Here is a 15,776-nt window from a genome sequence, read left to right on the forward strand (position 1 = left end):
GCGCCCCCGTCGCCCGAATGTGTCGATGACGGCCGGCCGCAGCGTTTGAGTCGAAGCGCTTTGACGTTCGAAGCGTCTGTGCGCTTCACCCGCCTGCCCCCACCTCCGATCTGAAGCCCTGCACCTGCTCGCCCGGGCAGCCCTTGCAGGCGGCTTCACTACGCCCGTTTTTCTTTCTGTGCCCCGTGCAGCGCCCGATCGGCGCTGCCGCGGGCTCGGCTTTGCCTCTCCCTTACCGGGCGGGTTTCACCTCGTTTCCATCCTTCACCACAAGTGTTGTCACCCATCATGTTTCTGAAGCCTTCTCTTCTCGCCGCCGCCCTGGCCTCGGCCTTTGTGCCGCTCGCCCATTCGCAATCCACGGAGCCTGCGCCCGAGGGCGCCAAGCGCCTGGAGCGCGTCACCGTCACCGGCTCCAACATCGTCAGTCTCAAGCGCGAGGGCGCCAACCCGGTGCAGGTGCTGAGCGCGGCCGACATCAAGGCCAGCGGCAAGACCAGCCTGCCCGAGGTGCTGCGCCTGATTGCCGCCAACAGCGGCAACAGCTTCAACGAGCAGTTCACCGGCAGCTTTTCCGCCGGCACGGCCGGCCTGTCCCTGCGCGGGTTGGGCCAGCAGAACACCCTGGTGCTGGTCAACGGCCGGCGCGTGGCGCCGTATGCCACGGCGCAGAACATGCAGGATGTGTTCACCGACCTGAACAGCCTGCCCCTGGCCGCTGTGCGCCGCATCGATGTGCTCAAGGACGGCGCTTCGTCCATCTACGGCTCGGACGCCATCGCCGGCGTGGTCAATATCGTGCTCTACGACGACTACCAGGGCACCGAGGCGCGCGTGGGCTTGGGCCGCTCGACCGAGGGCTCGGGCCAGGGCGAGCGCAGCTTCGAGTTGCGCCATGGTTTTGGCGATCTGGCGCGCGAGGGTTTCAACCTGACGCTGAGCTTCGACGCACTCAAGCGCGACCGCCTGGACCAGAGCCAGGTCGCTTGGCTGCGCGACAGCGATTTCCGCGGCGAGCCCGGCGGCACCCTGGCCTGGGTGGCGACCAACTACCTCGGCAGCGACCCGACCAACAAGCTCGGCGGTGTGCAAGGCCCGCTGCAGCTGCTCAACTACGGCGACCTGACCCCCGGCAAAACCGGCACCGTGCTGGCCTACAACCCGGCGGCCTACAAGACCCTGATCCCCGGTGCCGAGCGCTACCACGGCTCGGCCCGCGCGACCTGGCGCCTGACGGAGGACGTCGAGGCCTATGCCGAGCTGCTGCTGGGCAGCTCGCGCGCCGATCTGATCTTCGGCGCGCCCCTGTCGGTCTCCAGCAGCCTGCGTGCCTGGAACGACAAGACCCAGTCGCTCGACACCATCTCGGTCGCCCTGCCCAAGAACCACCCCAACTACCCAGCCAGCGGCTCGGCTGTGCTGAACGCCACCTTGTTCGACCTGGGCGCTCGCTTCAAGCAGGACGCCGTGCAGTTCCAGCGTGTGCTCACCGGCGCCCGCGGCACCACCGGCGCCTGGGACTGGGAGGCATCCTTCACCCAGTCCAGCAGCCGCCTGCGCGAGACAGTGCAGAACTTCGGCAACCGCTATGAATTCGAGCGAGCGCTCAAGGCCGGCAGCTACAACTTTGCCGACCAGAACCTGAACAGCGAGTCACAGCGCCAGGCCCTGCGCATTTCCACCCTTCGCCCGGCCAGCGCCGAGCTGATCGCCCTCGACGCCAGCGCCTCGACCGAGCTGACCCGCCTGCCGGCCGGCCCCCTGGGTTTTGCCTTGGGTGTGCAGCTGCGCCGTGAGAGCATGGATTCGCGCACCTCGGACGCGGTGCTCAGCGGCACCGAGCTGCGCCCGGCCATCAACATCATCCAGGGCGGCCGCACGGTCAGCGCGGCCTTTGCGGAATTCAACGTGCCCCTGCTCAAGAGCCTGAGCCTGAACCTGGCCGCCCGCGCCGACCGCTACAGCGATTTCGGCTCCGCCGTCTCGCCCAAGGCCAGCTTGCGCTTCCAGCCGCTGAGTAACTTGGTGCTGCGCGCCAATGTCTCGCAAGGCTTTCGCGCGCCCTCGCTGCCCGAGATCACGCAAAGCACGGGCGTCAGCTACGGCTCGGTGATCGACCCGCGTGACCCGATCTCGCCCACCGTGGCGCGCGGCGTCACCAACCTGACTGCGGCCAACCCAAACTTGAAGCCCGAGCGGGCCAGTAACTTCAACTTTGGTGTGGTGCTCTCGCCCGATGCGCAGAGCCAGATCAGCGTCGACTACTTCAGCATCCGCCAGAAGGACTTGATCGACACCGAGACCGCCGACTTCATCATCGCCAACGAGGCGCGTCTGCCCGGCCGCGTGTTGCGCGACGAGCAGGGCCGCATCGTCTCGCTGACGCGCCAGTTCAAGAACCAGGGCACGCGCCGCGTTTCGGGCTTTGACATCGAGGCCAGCCGCAGCTTCGTGCTCGGCGGCGCGGGTCAGCTCAAGCTCAAGGCCCAGCTGAGCCGCCTGCTGCAGTTCGCCCTGCCGCCGGCTGAAGGCGAGGCCGTCGTCAACGGCTCGGGCAGCAATGAGTTCGGCTCCCTGCCAGCCTGGCGCAGCAGCACAAGCGCCGTCTGGACCCTGGGCGACTGGACCAGCACCCTGAGCTGGAACCGCGTCGGCAGCTACACGCAAACCTACCGCCCGCGGCCCGAGATCGCCGAGCGTGTGCGCGCTATCAACACCGTCGACCTGAACCTCGACTGGCAGCTCAGCCGCCAGCTTCAGGCCACGCTGACGCTGCAAAACCTCAGCGATGCCAAGCTGCCCTGGGACGCCTCGACCGGCAGCTACGACTACAGCCAGGGCGATCCGCGCGGCCGCTTCCTGAGCTTCAAGGCCAGCTACCGTTTCTGAACTCCCTGCTCACAAAGATAAAAGCCCCGCATGCGGGGCTTTTTCATGGCGGGAGCAAGTCGCTCAGCGCGCGTCCAGCTCGCGGTGCCGCTTGAGCACCGGGCCATGCTTGCCGAACAAGCGGGCCAGGGTCTCGACCAGATAGACCGAGCGGTGCTGGCCGCCGGTGCAGCCGATGGCCACGGTCAGGTAACTGCGTTGATCGGCGGCAAAGTTGGGCAGCCAGCGGTTCAGGAACTCGCCGATCTGCTTGAACATCACCTGCACCTCGGGCTGGGCCTGGAGGAAATCGGCCACTGGCTTGTCGCGGCCGGTCAGCGGGCGCAGTTCGCGGTCGTAATAGGGGTTGGGTAGCACGCGTACATCGAACACAAAGTCGGCATCGCTGGGTACGCCATGCTTGAAGGCAAAGGACTCGAACACCAGGGTCAGCTTGTTGCTGGGAGCCAGCACCAGATCGCGCACCCAGGCGCGCAGCTGGGCCGGGCGCAGCTGGCTGGTGTCCAGCACGGTGGACTCCACCCGCAGGGCGGCGAGCATCTCGCGCTCCAGCTCGATGGCTTCGAGCAGTGCGCGGTGGCCGTTGTCTGAGCTGCCGTGGCCTCCGCGGGCGCGGGATTCGCCGCCGTCCAGTTCGCCGAACTGGCTGGTCTCGTCGATGCGCAGCGGGTGCGGCCGGCGCGTCTCGGAGAAGCGCCGCATCAGGGTTTCGGTGTTGGCATCCAGAAAGATCGAGCGGATGGACACGCCCGAGGTGCGCAGTTGCTTGAACAGCGGCAGCAGCAGGGGCAGGGAGCCGGCGCTGCGCACATCGACCGCAATCGCCACGCGGCGCTCGCCGCGCTCGGCTTCGAGTTTGAGGAAGTCCAGCAGCAGCTCGGCCGGCAGGTTGTCCACGCAGAAAAACTCGGCATCCTCCAGCGCATGCATGACCAGGGACTTGCCGCCCCCGGACATGCCGGTCACCAGGACCACGGAGCTGGCTTCGGCTTGGGCGGCATCGTAGGGGGATGTCGTCGTGCTCATGAACGTGCTTTCTTGGCCTTGCCGGCGGAGGTGGTGGGGGAAGAGGGAGAGTTGGATAAGCTCGAGGTGTCCAGGGCCGACAGATCCAGCATTTCCTGGGCATGGGCCTGGGCGGTGGACGACAAGCGCTCGCCGCCCAGCATGCGGGCAATCTCGGCCACGCGCGCTTCGCCCAGCACCGGCTGCACATCGCTGCAGGTCTGGCCGCCGCGTAAGGCCTTGGCCACCAGCAGATGGTGGTCCGCACATGCGGCCACCTGGGGCAGATGGGTGACGGCCAACACCTGGCTGCTGCGGCCCAGCTGCTTCATCAGCCGGCCCACGGTTTCGGCCACGGCGCCGCCAACGCCGGCGTCAATTTCGTCAAAGATCAAGGTACCCACGCCCGCGTTCACGCCCGTGCCGGTCTTCTGGCAGGTGGTGACGGCAATGGCCAGGGCGATGCGCGAGAGTTCGCCGCCCGAGGCCACCTTGGCCAGCGGCCGCGGCGCGCTGCCGGCATGGCCGGCGACCAGGAACTCAGCCGACTCCAGGCCATAGCTCTGCGGTTGCTCTTGCGGCAGCAGGGCGATGTCGAACTGGCCACCGTTCATGCCCAGCAGCTGCATGGCGGCGGTGACGGCGCCGGCCAGGGCCGGGGCTGCTTGGGCGCGCGCGGCGCTGACGCGGCGTGCTTCGGCATCAAAGGCCTTACGGGCCGTGGCCAGGCTGGTTTGCAGGGCGGCCAGGTCGGTGGCGGCGTCCAGCGCGGCCAGCTCTTGGCGCCACTGCGCATGCAGGGCCGGCAGCTCCTGCGGCGGACGGCGGTAGCGGCGGGCCAGGTTCAGCCAGGCGGAGACACGCTCGTCCAGCTCGTCCATGCGGCCCGGTTCGCTGTCGGCGCCGTGCAGATAGGTGCTCAAGCTGTGGCCGGCGTCCTGGATCTGCGCCTGCGCGCCGCGCAGGGCTTCCACGGCCGAGCCCAGGCGGGCGTCGTAATCGAGCACGTTCTCGAGCCGGTCCAGCGCCTCGCCGGTCAGCGACTCGGCCGTGCTGCCCTCGGCCTCGCTGAGCAGCTCCAGCGCGGCGCGCACGGCATCGAGCAGAGACTGTGCATGCGAAAGCCGCTGGTGCTCGGCATTGAGCTCCTCCCACTCATCGGCGCCGGGCGCCAGGCGGGCGATCTCGCCGATCTGCCAGGCCAGGCGCTCGCGTTCGCTGAGCAGCTCGCTCTGGCGCGTCTGCGCGGCGTCCAGCGCCTCGCTGGCGTGCTTCCAGTCGGCGAAGGCCGCGGCCAGAGGGCGGGTGTCCAGGTCGGCATAACTGTCCAGCAGGGCGCGCACCGAGGCCGGGCGGGTCAGGCCTTGCCAGGCATGCTGGCCGTGGATGTCCAGCAAGCTGTCGGCCAGCTCGCGCAGCTGGCTGATGGTGGCGGCGCTGCCATTGATCCAGGCCCGGCTCTTGCCCTGGCTGTCGATCACACGGCGCAGCAGCAGGCTGGTGCCTTCGGATTCAAAGCCGGCCTCGTCCAGCCAGCCGGTCAAGTGGGCGGGGCAGTCGAACTCGGCCGAGATCTCGGCGCGCGCCGCGCCTTCGCGCACCACGCCAGCGTCACCGCGCTGGCCCAGGGCCAGCTGCAGCGCGTCGATCAAGATGGATTTGCCGGCCCCGGTCTCGCCGGTCAGCACCGAGAAGCCGGCGCCGAAATCGAGCTCCAGCTCGGGCACGATGACGAAGTCACGCAGACTCAGGCGTCGCAACATGGTTCAGCTCACCCCTTCATACCAGCGCAGCTTGCGGCGCAGGGTGGCGTAATAGCTCCAGCCCTTGGGGTGCAGGAAGCAAACCTGGTGGGCCGAGCGGCGCACGGTGATGCGGTCGCCGTGCAGCAGGCTGGCCAGGCTTTGCATATCGAAATTGACGCTGGCGTCGCGCCCGGCCACGATCTCCATGCGCACCTCGCCGGTGTCCGGCAGCACGATGGGTCGGTTGGACAAGGTGTGCGAAGCAATCGGAACCAGCAGCCAGCCGCCGATGCTGGGGTGCATGATGGGCCCGCCGGCCGAAAGTGCGTAGGCGGTGGAGCCGGTCGGCGAGGCAACGATGATGCCGTCGGCCCGCATATTGGCCACGAACTCGTCGCCCACATCCACGCGCAGCTCCACCATGCTGGCGGTGGCGCCGCGGCTGACCACCACATCGTTCAGGGCCAAGCCTTCAAAGATGCTTTCGCCGTCGCGCCAGACGGCGCCTTCCAGCATGGAGCGCTTCTCGGTTTCGAAGTCGCCATCCAGAATCGGCGCCAGTGCTTCCTGGAATTTTTCCAGCGAGATGTCGGTGATGAAACCCAGGCGGCCCTGGTTGATGCCGACCAGGGGCGTGCCGTGGCGGGCCATCTCGCGGGCGAAGCCCAGCATGGTGCCGTCGCCGCCGACGACGATGGCCAGGTCGCAGCGCGTGCCCAGCTCCTCGGTCGTCAGTGACTCAAATGCCGTCATGCCGGTGTTGAGTGCGGTCTCGCTTTCGAGGGAAACATCGAGGCCTTGCCGCATCAGAAAATCGGCAATCTCCTCCAGAATCGGGCGAATGCCGCGGGCCTGGTGTTTGCCGACGATTGCCACATGTTGGAAACGTTTGGCCATAGCGAAGAATTACACCACAGCACTATGTCAGTCCGCTGAAGGCGGGCGCCAGTCCCTACAATGGCTACATGCTCGACGAGCGATCCAAATCCCTTCTGAAAACCCTGGTCGAACGCTATATCGCGGACGGCCAACCTGTCGGTTCCCGCACGCTGTCCAAAGCTTCCGGTCTGGAGCTGAGCCCGGCGACCATCCGCAATGTGATGGCCGACTTGGAAGAGCTGGGCCTGATCGCCAGCCCCCACACCAGCGCCGGCCGCATTCCGACGGCCCGCGGCTACCGCCTCTTCGTCGACACCATGCTGACCGCCCAGCCCGGCTTGGTGGTGCCTGACGACCGGCCGATCGAGACCCAGATTCAGCCCGACCAGCCGCAGCGCGTGATCGCCAGCGCTGCGCACCTGCTGTCCAGCCTGTCCAATTTCGTCGGCGTGATCACCGCGCCGCGCAAGCCCAGCGTTTTCCACCACATCGAATTCCTGCGCCTGGGCGAACGTCGGGTGCTGGTCATCATGGTCTCGCCCGATGGCGATGTGCAGAACCGCGTCATCTTCACCGCGCAAGACCACAGCCAGGCCGAGCTGGCCGAGGCCAGCAACCGCCTCAACGCCAGCTATGCCGGCCTGAGCCTGGAGGCTGTGCGCGAGCGACTCAAGAGCGAGGTGGACCAGCTGCGCGGCGAGATCTCCGGCCTGATGAGCGCCGCCGTGCAGGCCGGCACCGAGGCCATGGCCGACGAGCAAGAGCGCGTCATCATCTCCGGCGAGCGCAATCTGCTCACCGTGCAAGACTTCTCCAACGATATGGGGAGTCTGCGCCGCCTGTTCGATATGTTCGAGCAGAAGACGCAGCTCATGCGCCTGCTCGACGTTTCCAGCCGCGCCGAGGGCGTGCGCATCTACATCGGTGGCGAAAGCCAGGTTGTGCCCTTCGAAGAACTGTCCATCGTCTCCTCGCCCTACGAGGTCAACGGCCAGGTCGTCGGCACCCTGGGCGTCATCGGCCCCACCCGCATGGCCTACGACCGAATGATCCAGATCGTGGACATCACGTCGAGGATGGTGAGTCAGGCGCTGTCGCAGAAGTGAGGGAGTGGGGCGCGCCGCTAAGGGCGCCGTGAACAGGTGAACAAGAGCACGCCCGGCTGTTTCACGACTCACGACTCACGATTCACGATTCACGAGCCCCCTTCGCCGCCAAGTCTCCGCCTGCTGCGCCACCTATACAATCGCGGGCTCCGCCGGTGCAATGCCGGCGATTTCTCCAAGGGTCGCAAGTCCCCGGGGGCCGTTAGCTCAGTTGGTTAGAGCAGAGGACTCATAATCCTTTGGTCGCAGGTTCAAGTCCTGCACGGCCTACCAGTTTTACAGGGATTTTAACGATAGTGATCGCTAACATTGTCTGGCTGGCTTTTGCTGGTGCCAGTCTGGTGCCAGTTTTGGATCGATTGCACTGCGCAAGAAGCGACTGTTTTTCAGGTCTAAAATTTTTCTGGCGCTGCGCCCGGAGTCGCTGAATTTGAGCGAGAACTCATCGCTTGCCCACGCAGAGATGGCGCGTGCATTGTGTGTGCCAATCGCGGATTGACCCATTTGCCGAAGTTCTGTCGACCGCCGACTGACCCCGCGAGCAACGTCGCTTGACGCTGCTGCTCGGTAAACGACGCAGGTTGGTAGGGGCAGTCGAAGGCCGGCGCCCCGGGGATGCGGACAAAAACTTGGACTGGTTATGCGGCGATGCCCAAGCGCCGACGATGCTGGGCAGGACTGCGAAAGCCCAGTGAGCTCTTGATCCGAGCCTCGTTGTACCAGCGGATGCAGGCGTCCACCGCCGCCACGAACTCCTCGATGCTTGTCGAGAGCCAGTTGCGAGCGAAGAACATCTCGGTCTTGAGCCGACCGAAGAAGCCCTCGCATGCCGCGTTGTCCGGCGAGCATCCCTTGCGTGACATCGAGCGGACCAGCTTGGCGTCAGAGATTCGAGCTAGCCAGCCTGGCCATCGATAGTGGCCGCCCCGATCGGAATGCACCACCGGCCTCTCGCCACTTGCTGCGACCTTCTCGATCGCAGCGTCCAGCATCGTATTGACCAACTCCGCGTTCGGCCGAGTGCCGATCGACCAACTTACGACCATGCCGTCGAAGCAATCAATCATCGGAGATAGATATACCTTGCCGGCCGGAATTTGGAACTCCGTGATGTCGGTGAGCCACTTCTCATTCGGCGCGCCGGCATTGAAGTCTCGGTTCAGCACGTTGTCGGGCGCTGGACTGATCTCGCCCATGTAGGAGCCATACCGACGGCGTTTGCTTGTCGCGGCGATCAAGCACTCCTGCTTCATCAGGCGGCGCACGACCTTCTCCGAGATACGCACGCACTGATCGTTCAACGACGCGTGGAGCCGCCGGTAGCCGTAGCAGCCATAGTTCTGCTCGAAGATGTTGGTCATCGCCTGACGTACGTCCGCGTACTTGTCATCCACCCCCAGCCATGCCCGATGGTAGAAATAGGAACTGCGCGGCAGGTCCACTTCGCACAGCAGTTCGGTCACCGTGTAGGTGAACCTCAGGGCATCAACCAGCAGCGTCTTCTCCCGGTTCGTCAGGCGCTGCTGATTGATGCCCAGCTCTTTCCTAAGAAACACCTTCCGCGGTCGGCTGCAATGAGAAGCCAAAGTGAGCGGCGCGCCGTTGCAGTTGCTTGACCACGCGCTCGCGATATCGCTGCTCATACTGATCGACACCCGGGTCTTCGTATTGCATGCCGAACCGCATCGTGCGGTAGAAGAGGATGGCGAGCTTGCGCGCTGTGGCGGTCACCGCCTTGGCCTTGCCGATGCGTGCTGCCAGACGCCGGTAGAACGCGCCGAGGGCCGTCTCAGTACGTCCAACATTCACTGCCACCAAGCGCAACTGTGATGCCAAGCGGCTGGACGTTCTGCGGGTATGGGCGGAGAGCACCTTGCCGCCGCTGATCTTGCAGCCCGGTGACAAGCACAGCCACGAGGTGAAGTGCTTTTCGGTGGGCCACTTGCTGAGGTCCGTGCCGCACTCCGCGACAAGTGACAGCGCGATGCTGGGCCCGATGCCATGGATCAACGTCAGGTCGGTGCCGGTGAGCTGATACAACATCGACCTTACATCGAACTTCGGCGCGTTGGCCTGTTTGGTCTTCGTGCGTGGAGCCGGTAGCGGTGCCTCCAGTCTCGGCCGGTCAGCGTTCAGCAGTTGCAACGAGTTCTCAATCTGCTTGTCGCAGTCGGCGATGCGTTCCTGGTACGAATCAAACAGGGCCAGAGCCTGTGACAGCGCGAACACGTGCTCAGCCTGATAGTTGCCGACCAGCGCTGCGCGTATGGTCTGGATGCTTTCATGGCAGCGAACGTCGCGCATGGCTGCAAGAACGTCGGGATCTTTTTCCCCTGCCACGATTGCACGGATGATCTTCAGACCGGTCACGCCACTGATATCGCTGAGGACATGATGCAGTTGGAGATTCATCAGCGTCAGCGCCTTCTGCATATGCTGCATGTGGGCGGCCGCGTATTCCAAGTGCCGATCCCGGATCCGCATGTAAGCACGCAGCGCTGCGATGTCCCGCGCCGGGTGGAAGCTTGCGCGCAGCAACCCGCAGGCGTGCAAGCGCTGAAGCCACTGGGCGTCGTTGACATCGCTCTTGCGCCCCGGCACGGCCTTGCAGTCTCGCGCGTTGGCCAGCACGACCGTCAGCCCGTGATCCTCCAGAATCTCGTAGACCGGAATCCAATACACACCGGTGGACTCCATCGCCACGGTCGTGATGCCGACCGAGATCAACCAGTTGGCCATGCGCTCGATATCGGCAGTGAAGCTCTGGAACGTTTGCACCGGATCGTCGCTCAACTCCGGCGGTACAGCCGCGACTTGAATGCGTGAGCCGATATCGATGCCGGCAGCTCTGGCGTTGATGATCGGCAGGCCGATCGCTTTCCCACTTTTGGACATGACAACCTCCTGTAGGCAATGCGCCGGACAGGGGAGCGGGTTCAATCACTTTCCTAATCGGGGTCGCCGAGGCGCCACCACAGTTGGGTCAGCAAGATCCCCAAGGGCCACGTTTTTTGACGGGGACAAGTGCCTCCAAAAAGCTGACGGCCACGGTCCAGCCCGCTCAGTGTAGGCAACCCAGTGTTTCTTGCCATTGGGACAGGGCAACGCCGAGATGGACGTTTTTTAAGAGCTCATTCGCCTTCTTCAGCACGTCCTTCTCGAGCTGCAGCCGGCGAATGTCGTGTTGCAGCGTTTCGAGCTGTTGTGCCAAGTCTGCCCGGTCTGGGCTATCAAGGGCGCGTTTCTTGAGCTTCATGGATGCGGGTGCGTCGTGGCCAAGTAATTGATCCTTCCACTTGTACAGCGAGCCCCGCGACACGCCGACCTCGTCGGCGACTGCCTGCGCGCTGGCCGAGCGCGTGCACAAGGCAGTCACTGCAGACTGCTTGGCTTCCGGCGCCAGTTCCTGCATTCGACCGACGACGCGCGTTGGCTGGGGGTGAAGCTCTTGCAGCCACGCGTGTAGCAATGAACGGCAGGAATAGCCCAGAGCCTTGACGGTCACAGCGATGCACCGGCCGTGCTCAAGGTAATGCTCGACAGCGCGCAGCCTATACCCCTGAGAAAACTTTGCAGTCCTCTTGTAGCCGGCGCGTAGGTCTTGGCTCTGTTCGTACTCGCGGTACCAGGTCTTGAGCGCGTTCTTCGTCGGATATCCCAGCTGCCGAATGGTCAAGCCGACTCGCTTGCCCAGCTTGATGTACCGCTGCACTGCTCGAAGCCGATCCTCGTATGTGTACATGAACTACCTCCAGGTAGTCCAAGAAATCGTCCGCATCCCCCCCCGGGTCAATTTTTCGTCGGCGCCAACACCCAGCGCACCGAAGTAAAGCACTGCCAACAACGCGCCATGAATTGATGTGGCAAATCGTTCGAACCTGCGAGAACTCTTGGAGCTTTGGAAGTAAACAACGCTTACAGCGGCGGCGACGAGCGGCGCCCACAACCACTGGAAAAGCGCGGCGAGATAGCCCATAAGTTTCAACGTTGAAGCTGAGCCGCGAGCGGCGGCTGGGCGCGTATGGCCCAGAATGAAATGAGGGCCTGAAGTGGCCAGTCGTTGCGAATCGGCGCCAGCGAGGGGTTAGGCTTCACCGCAGGGCAGAGGCCATTCGCTCGAACGCCTGTCTGAGTTGGTTGACCAGCACGTCGTAGATCGCGAAGAGGTCCGCGGACTCTGCAGGGATGCCCAGCCTGTCGATCACTTTCGTGATGATCTGAGCCTGTCCTTCCACTGACCCCAAGTGCGAGTAGGCAACCCGCAGGTCGTAAAGAACGAACAGGGGAGCTGTAGTGGCAGCGGCTTCCGCGGGCGACGCCATGGTGCTCTCAAGGAGTCTCTCCAGGCGCTTGAGGCTTCCAATGCCGTCGTAGGGGCGCCCTACCGCATCGAGTGCCTTCGCAAGCGCCTTGTTGTCGAGTGACTCGAGGTAGACCTTGTTCAACGTGTCCGCGACGTGTCGTCGCTCAGCAGGCGTGTCTACAACAGGACGCCGGATGGAGATGGCGAGGTCAAGGACCTCTTTCTCGAGGTGGGCGGCCTTCACGCCGAACTTCGCAAAGAAGGCTTCGAGAAAGCGAGACCGCTGCTCGAACAGCTTGTCCTCAGGCGTGCGTTCCGTGAACACACACTCGATCTGGCCATCGTAGAACTCGGACCCAATAGAGTGATCTGAGGCTACGTTCTCAGACCTCAGATAGAACTGCTCGCTTTCCGGGAGCGTGGCAATATCGCCAAGCCACATAACCAATCGGCCGTTTCGATTGATCCCAAAAGCGATGTCAAAGTCATCTTTGCGAATCGTTCCGTACGTGCGCGAGGCAAAGTCAACGCGGTACGACGGGTGAGCGTCGTACTTGAGCAGAGCCTCCTTGTTGAAAAAGACAGGTGTTAGAAATCCAGGGTCGAACTCTCGGCGCAACCCAGGGATGTAGTGATAGTCGTCTGAGTCGTACAAGAACGGAACCTCGGTGAACCCGAAGTTTTGGCTGGTCTTCTTGCGAACGACGTTGACGGCCAATGAACGTTTATCTAGCGCTTGTCGATGGGTCTCGATCAGCGCGAAACGGGAGCGATCTGGCAAGAAGGTCGACTGGCATGCAGGGCAGCGGAGTTGTGGCAGTCCCTCGACTCGAATGTGAACGCCAGAGACGTCGTCTTCAAAGTCAAAGAACGACAGCTCAAGGTGGGCATGGCACTTGTCGCAGTAGATGTTGCGGTGCGTGCCTTCAACTGGGAAGAGATCGCCGACGTTCATTCTGTGAGGCCTAACGAGGTTGTCCAATACCCCGATATCCCCAACCACCCGCACTACTCTGGGCGTGTGAATGTCGGCGAAAGCGAGTTTCTAGGTTCATCAGTGAATTGGGGTCTGTAAGCCGCTCCAGTGGCACCTGAGTGCAATTGTGCTGCCTGTGGACTGCGTTATTGAACTCCGATTTGCCCGAGTCCCGCTTTCGAGAGTTTCTCGATGTTGTGCACCATGCAATACAGGCTCCACTGCGTGCGCACCTTGGCCTGCCCTCGGTGGCTCAAGCGAGTCAGCCGCTTGTTGTGCCGCAGATTGGCGAACACCGGCTCCACCGTGCCGATGCGCTGGCTGTAGAGCTGCCTGCCTCGCGGTGAATCGATGGCCTGGCGCATGCGCTCACTCGGGTGGCTGGTGTCGGGAGGCCTGGGCAGGAAGCGGCTGACTTGGCGGCCACGTGTCAGCGGACTCTGGCCATCACGCCCTCGAGTCTTGATGCATTTGGAGCGCAGCGGGCAGCTGCTGCAGTTCGTCGCCTGAGCGATGTAGGCCTCGTAGGGCTGGCCACTGCCGGTGATGTGGATGCGCCCGCTGCTGATCAAAACCTGGCCCGCCGGGCACGTGGCGGAGTTGTCCTCGTCGTTGAAGTTGAAGTCCTTGGGCCGGAAGGACTTGATCTCTGCGGCCTCGCTGCTGACCTTCTTCTCCGACAAGGGGTCAGGCTTTGCCTTGTGCTTGGCCTGATCTGCGAAACGCTCATCGCGCTTGCGCATCTGGCCGTCCGCAATCAGGGCTGGCGTGTTGTTGTCGTGCAGTTGCTGCACATTGGCATCGCTGTGATAGCCCGCATCGGCGGTGACCAGGGTGTTCTCATCCGTCCATGCTTGGGCTTGCTCGATCATGGGCGCGAGCATGGCCTGCTCCGAGCCCGAGCCCACCACGTCGGCGGCGATGATGACTTGGTTGGCGCTGTCCACGGCTGCTTGCGCTGCGTAGCCCTGGATGACGCCTTTGTTTGTGGCCATCTTGGCGCTGTCAGGGTCGGTGATGTTGGACTTGAGCTCTTGGCCCTTGGCATTCAGTCGCTTTGGGTTCTGGGCGACGAAGGCCCGGGTGCGTGCGGCCTCCTCGCGCAAGGCGTCCACGCGGGCTTGCCGTTTGGCTTCCAACGGCTGCTGAGCGCCGGCCTTGTCCTGCGCCTGGTGCAGCGCCAGGATCTTGTCGGCCGCCTTGTCCAGGCGCTCGGCTCGGTGGCGCAGTTCCTCCTGCGTGCCGCTGCGCTCCTTGCTGGCATTGCTGGGCAGCTTGACGCCGTCGATGGCGAACATCTCGCGGCCGATCAAACCTTGGGCGTCACAGGTCATCAGCACCTGGGCAAAGAGCGGCTTGATCTGATTGCTCAGCGAGACCACGAACTTGGCAATGTGCGCGTGGCTGGGCTGGCTGTCGCCGCTGATAGCGATGAACTGCACGTTGCGTGAGCAGGCGGTCGCGATGCTGCGGCTGGAGATCAGACCTTGGCTGTAGGCCAGCAAGACGATCTTGAGCATCACGCGCGGGTCGTAGGCGCTGGCGCCCGTGATGTCGTTGTTGAAGCGCGCATCCAGGGCGCTCAGATCCAGCTCGTGATCGACCAGGTAGCTCGGCGCAAAGGCAAAACTGCCTGGCACGATCTGCTCCGACAGCACCACGGGCAGCATCATCGCGTGGCAATCACTGGGCTTGTAGCGCGGCATGGCGGACTCCTGGACGGGTCTGCGTATTTGACGCGTCAGGGGCTGCGCAATGAATCGGGGAGGACCCGGTGGGGAGTTTTTTACAGCCTCAACGTTGGAGATCCGCTTGAGACAGGGGTTAGGCGTCGCTGCGCTCACTCGTAGGAGTATGTGTACGTTCGAGACTCTTCTTGAACAGTGGGCAAAGGACGTTGCCCTGGCACCTGGACTCGCATAGAGATAGTTCGCTTCACCTGTTCGAAATAAATGAGCATCGTCTTTGGGTCGATCAGCCGACTGAGCGAGCCTGTGATTCGAGTGGCTCCGCCTTCGAGCTTCGGAGCCATCTGTGGTGCTGATGCGGCGCTAGCCACGCTGCCAAGTACACCTTCGACCAGCTTTGCCAACTCGGCTGCGTCAGACTCATATATCTGCTTTAAACGAATGCAGCTGCCAGCCGGACATGGTTCCCAACCTGGGAAACTGGTTCGGATCGTGTAGTTGATGGTCTCACCATTAGCTAGTCTCTGCGGGGCCTGGACGTCAATGACTTCGCCGATCCTAAATTTGCCGTCAGCGTACTCTGAGTAACGTGCATTCCATTCGGCCTTTTCTCTCGCGACTAGGCTTGCCTCGTTCAAAAATGGTGCCAGCGCTGCAGCCACCTGGGCAGGCATGGTCGACCTTACAGATTGTTTGACCTCAGAAAAGCCCCGTATCTCAGTCGCCTCTCCACCCTTTGATATGACATAAGTGATCTGGACTTTGGAGAGAAGGTCAATTATGGGATCGTTAATTTCCGTGCCGTTGCGGCGAAGGGTTGAAGATTTGATCTTCGGACAATATTCGAAGCTATCACCGACACGCCTGAACGTTCCTTCGGTTTGGGTTTCCGCCTCGTCCTTTACGAGAGGTTGCCCCTCAGTTTTTCTCGTCTTTTCCATCTTGTACGTTTGACGGACACTGATTCCGTTGGGAGGCTGGAATCGAAACACGAACTCTTCAGCGGGCGGCTGTAGTGCGTTTTGGGCCAGGACCGTGTGGGGTACCGCGTAGAAAATGGTGATGGCGATCAGTAAATTTCGCATGCGAACTCGAGATGGAAGTGGATTGAGACGCCTAACGTTGAAGATAACCGGCCCGCGACGGCAGGACGCCGAAGGGCCAGAATGAAATGAGGCCGGTAGG

General features: G+C 63.2%; 9 protein-coding genes, 1 tRNA gene and 2 pseudogenes. 3 read left to right on the forward strand and 9 right to left on the reverse strand.

Annotation, left to right across the window (positions count from 1 at the left end; all coding sequences use genetic code 11):
* Positions 1-288: 288 nt before the first annotated feature.
* Positions 289-2,889 carry a TonB-dependent receptor gene (locus ACQY39_RS08035; RefSeq protein ID WP_428505088.1) on the forward strand — a complete coding sequence of 867 codons (2,601 nt, stop codon included), beginning with the start codon at positions 289-291 and terminating at the stop codon, positions 2,887-2,889.
* 63 nt (positions 2,890-2,952) lie between these two features.
* Here ACQY39_RS08035 and rapZ read toward each other — a convergent pair whose 3' ends face one another.
* From rapZ to ACQY39_RS08050, 3 genes are read right to left on the reverse strand one after another with little or no spacing between them, the layout of a single operon-like run.
* Positions 2,953-3,915, reverse strand: a complete 963-nt coding sequence (rapZ, locus tag ACQY39_RS08040; protein WP_428505090.1) for an RNase adapter RapZ — start codon at positions 3,913-3,915, stop codon at positions 2,953-2,955.
* Positions 3,912-5,657 carry a DNA repair protein RecN gene (recN, locus tag ACQY39_RS08045; protein ID WP_428505092.1) on the reverse strand — a complete coding sequence of 582 codons (1,746 nt, stop codon included), beginning with the start codon at positions 5,655-5,657 and terminating at the stop codon, positions 3,912-3,914. The genes rapZ and recN overlap by 4 nt, the downstream gene beginning before the upstream one ends.
* A 3-nt stretch (positions 5,658-5,660) precedes the next feature.
* A complete protein-coding gene (locus ACQY39_RS08050) occupies positions 5,661-6,536 on the reverse strand; it encodes an NAD kinase (RefSeq protein WP_263516887.1) in 876 nt (291 codons plus the stop codon).
* A 68-nt stretch (positions 6,537-6,604) separates the two neighbouring features.
* Between ACQY39_RS08050 and hrcA the strand changes: the two genes are divergently transcribed.
* Positions 6,605-7,624 (forward strand): heat-inducible transcriptional repressor HrcA, encoded by a 1,020-nt coding sequence (gene hrcA, locus ACQY39_RS08055; RefSeq protein WP_428505094.1) that lies wholly within the window; start codon positions 6,605-6,607, stop codon positions 7,622-7,624.
* A 196-nt stretch (positions 7,625-7,820) separates the two neighbouring features.
* A tRNA-Ile gene (locus ACQY39_RS08060) sits at positions 7,821-7,897 on the forward strand.
* Between the two features lie 365 nt (positions 7,898-8,262).
* Here the strand turns inward: ACQY39_RS08060 and ACQY39_RS08065 are convergent.
* The 6 genes and pseudogenes from ACQY39_RS08065 to ACQY39_RS08090 all read right to left on the reverse strand — a co-directional run.
* Positions 8,263-9,174, reverse strand: a pseudogene (locus ACQY39_RS08065) (IS3 family transposase); the annotation flags it as partial.
* Positions 9,170-10,519, reverse strand: coding sequence for an IS110 family transposase (locus ACQY39_RS08070; RefSeq protein WP_428505096.1), 1,350 nt, complete (start codon positions 10,517-10,519; stop codon positions 9,170-9,172). The pseudogene ACQY39_RS08065 and the gene ACQY39_RS08070, both read right to left, overlap by 5 nt.
* 226 nt (positions 10,520-10,745) lie before the next feature.
* Positions 10,746-11,366: pseudogene (locus ACQY39_RS08075) on the reverse strand (transposase); the annotation flags it as partial.
* Positions 11,367-11,715: 349 nt separating this feature from the next.
* Complete coding sequence (locus ACQY39_RS08080) at positions 11,716-12,882, reverse strand: hypothetical protein (protein WP_428505098.1); 1,167 nt, start codon at positions 12,880-12,882, stop codon at positions 11,716-11,718.
* A 167-nt stretch (positions 12,883-13,049) separates the two neighbouring features.
* The gene (locus ACQY39_RS08085) at positions 13,050-14,609 is read right to left on the reverse strand and encodes an IS1182 family transposase (protein ID WP_428505100.1); all 1,560 of its coding nucleotides are present in this window, start codon (positions 14,607-14,609) and stop codon (positions 13,050-13,052) included.
* 134 nt (positions 14,610-14,743) lie between these two features.
* Positions 14,744-15,676, reverse strand: coding sequence for a hypothetical protein (locus ACQY39_RS08090; protein WP_428505102.1), 933 nt, complete (start codon positions 15,674-15,676; stop codon positions 14,744-14,746).
* Positions 15,677-15,776 lie beyond the last annotated feature (100 nt).

It is taken from the genome of Roseateles sp. (genome assembly GCF_965262435.1).
Lineage (GTDB): Bacteria > Pseudomonadota > Gammaproteobacteria > Burkholderiales > Burkholderiaceae_C > Paucibacter_A.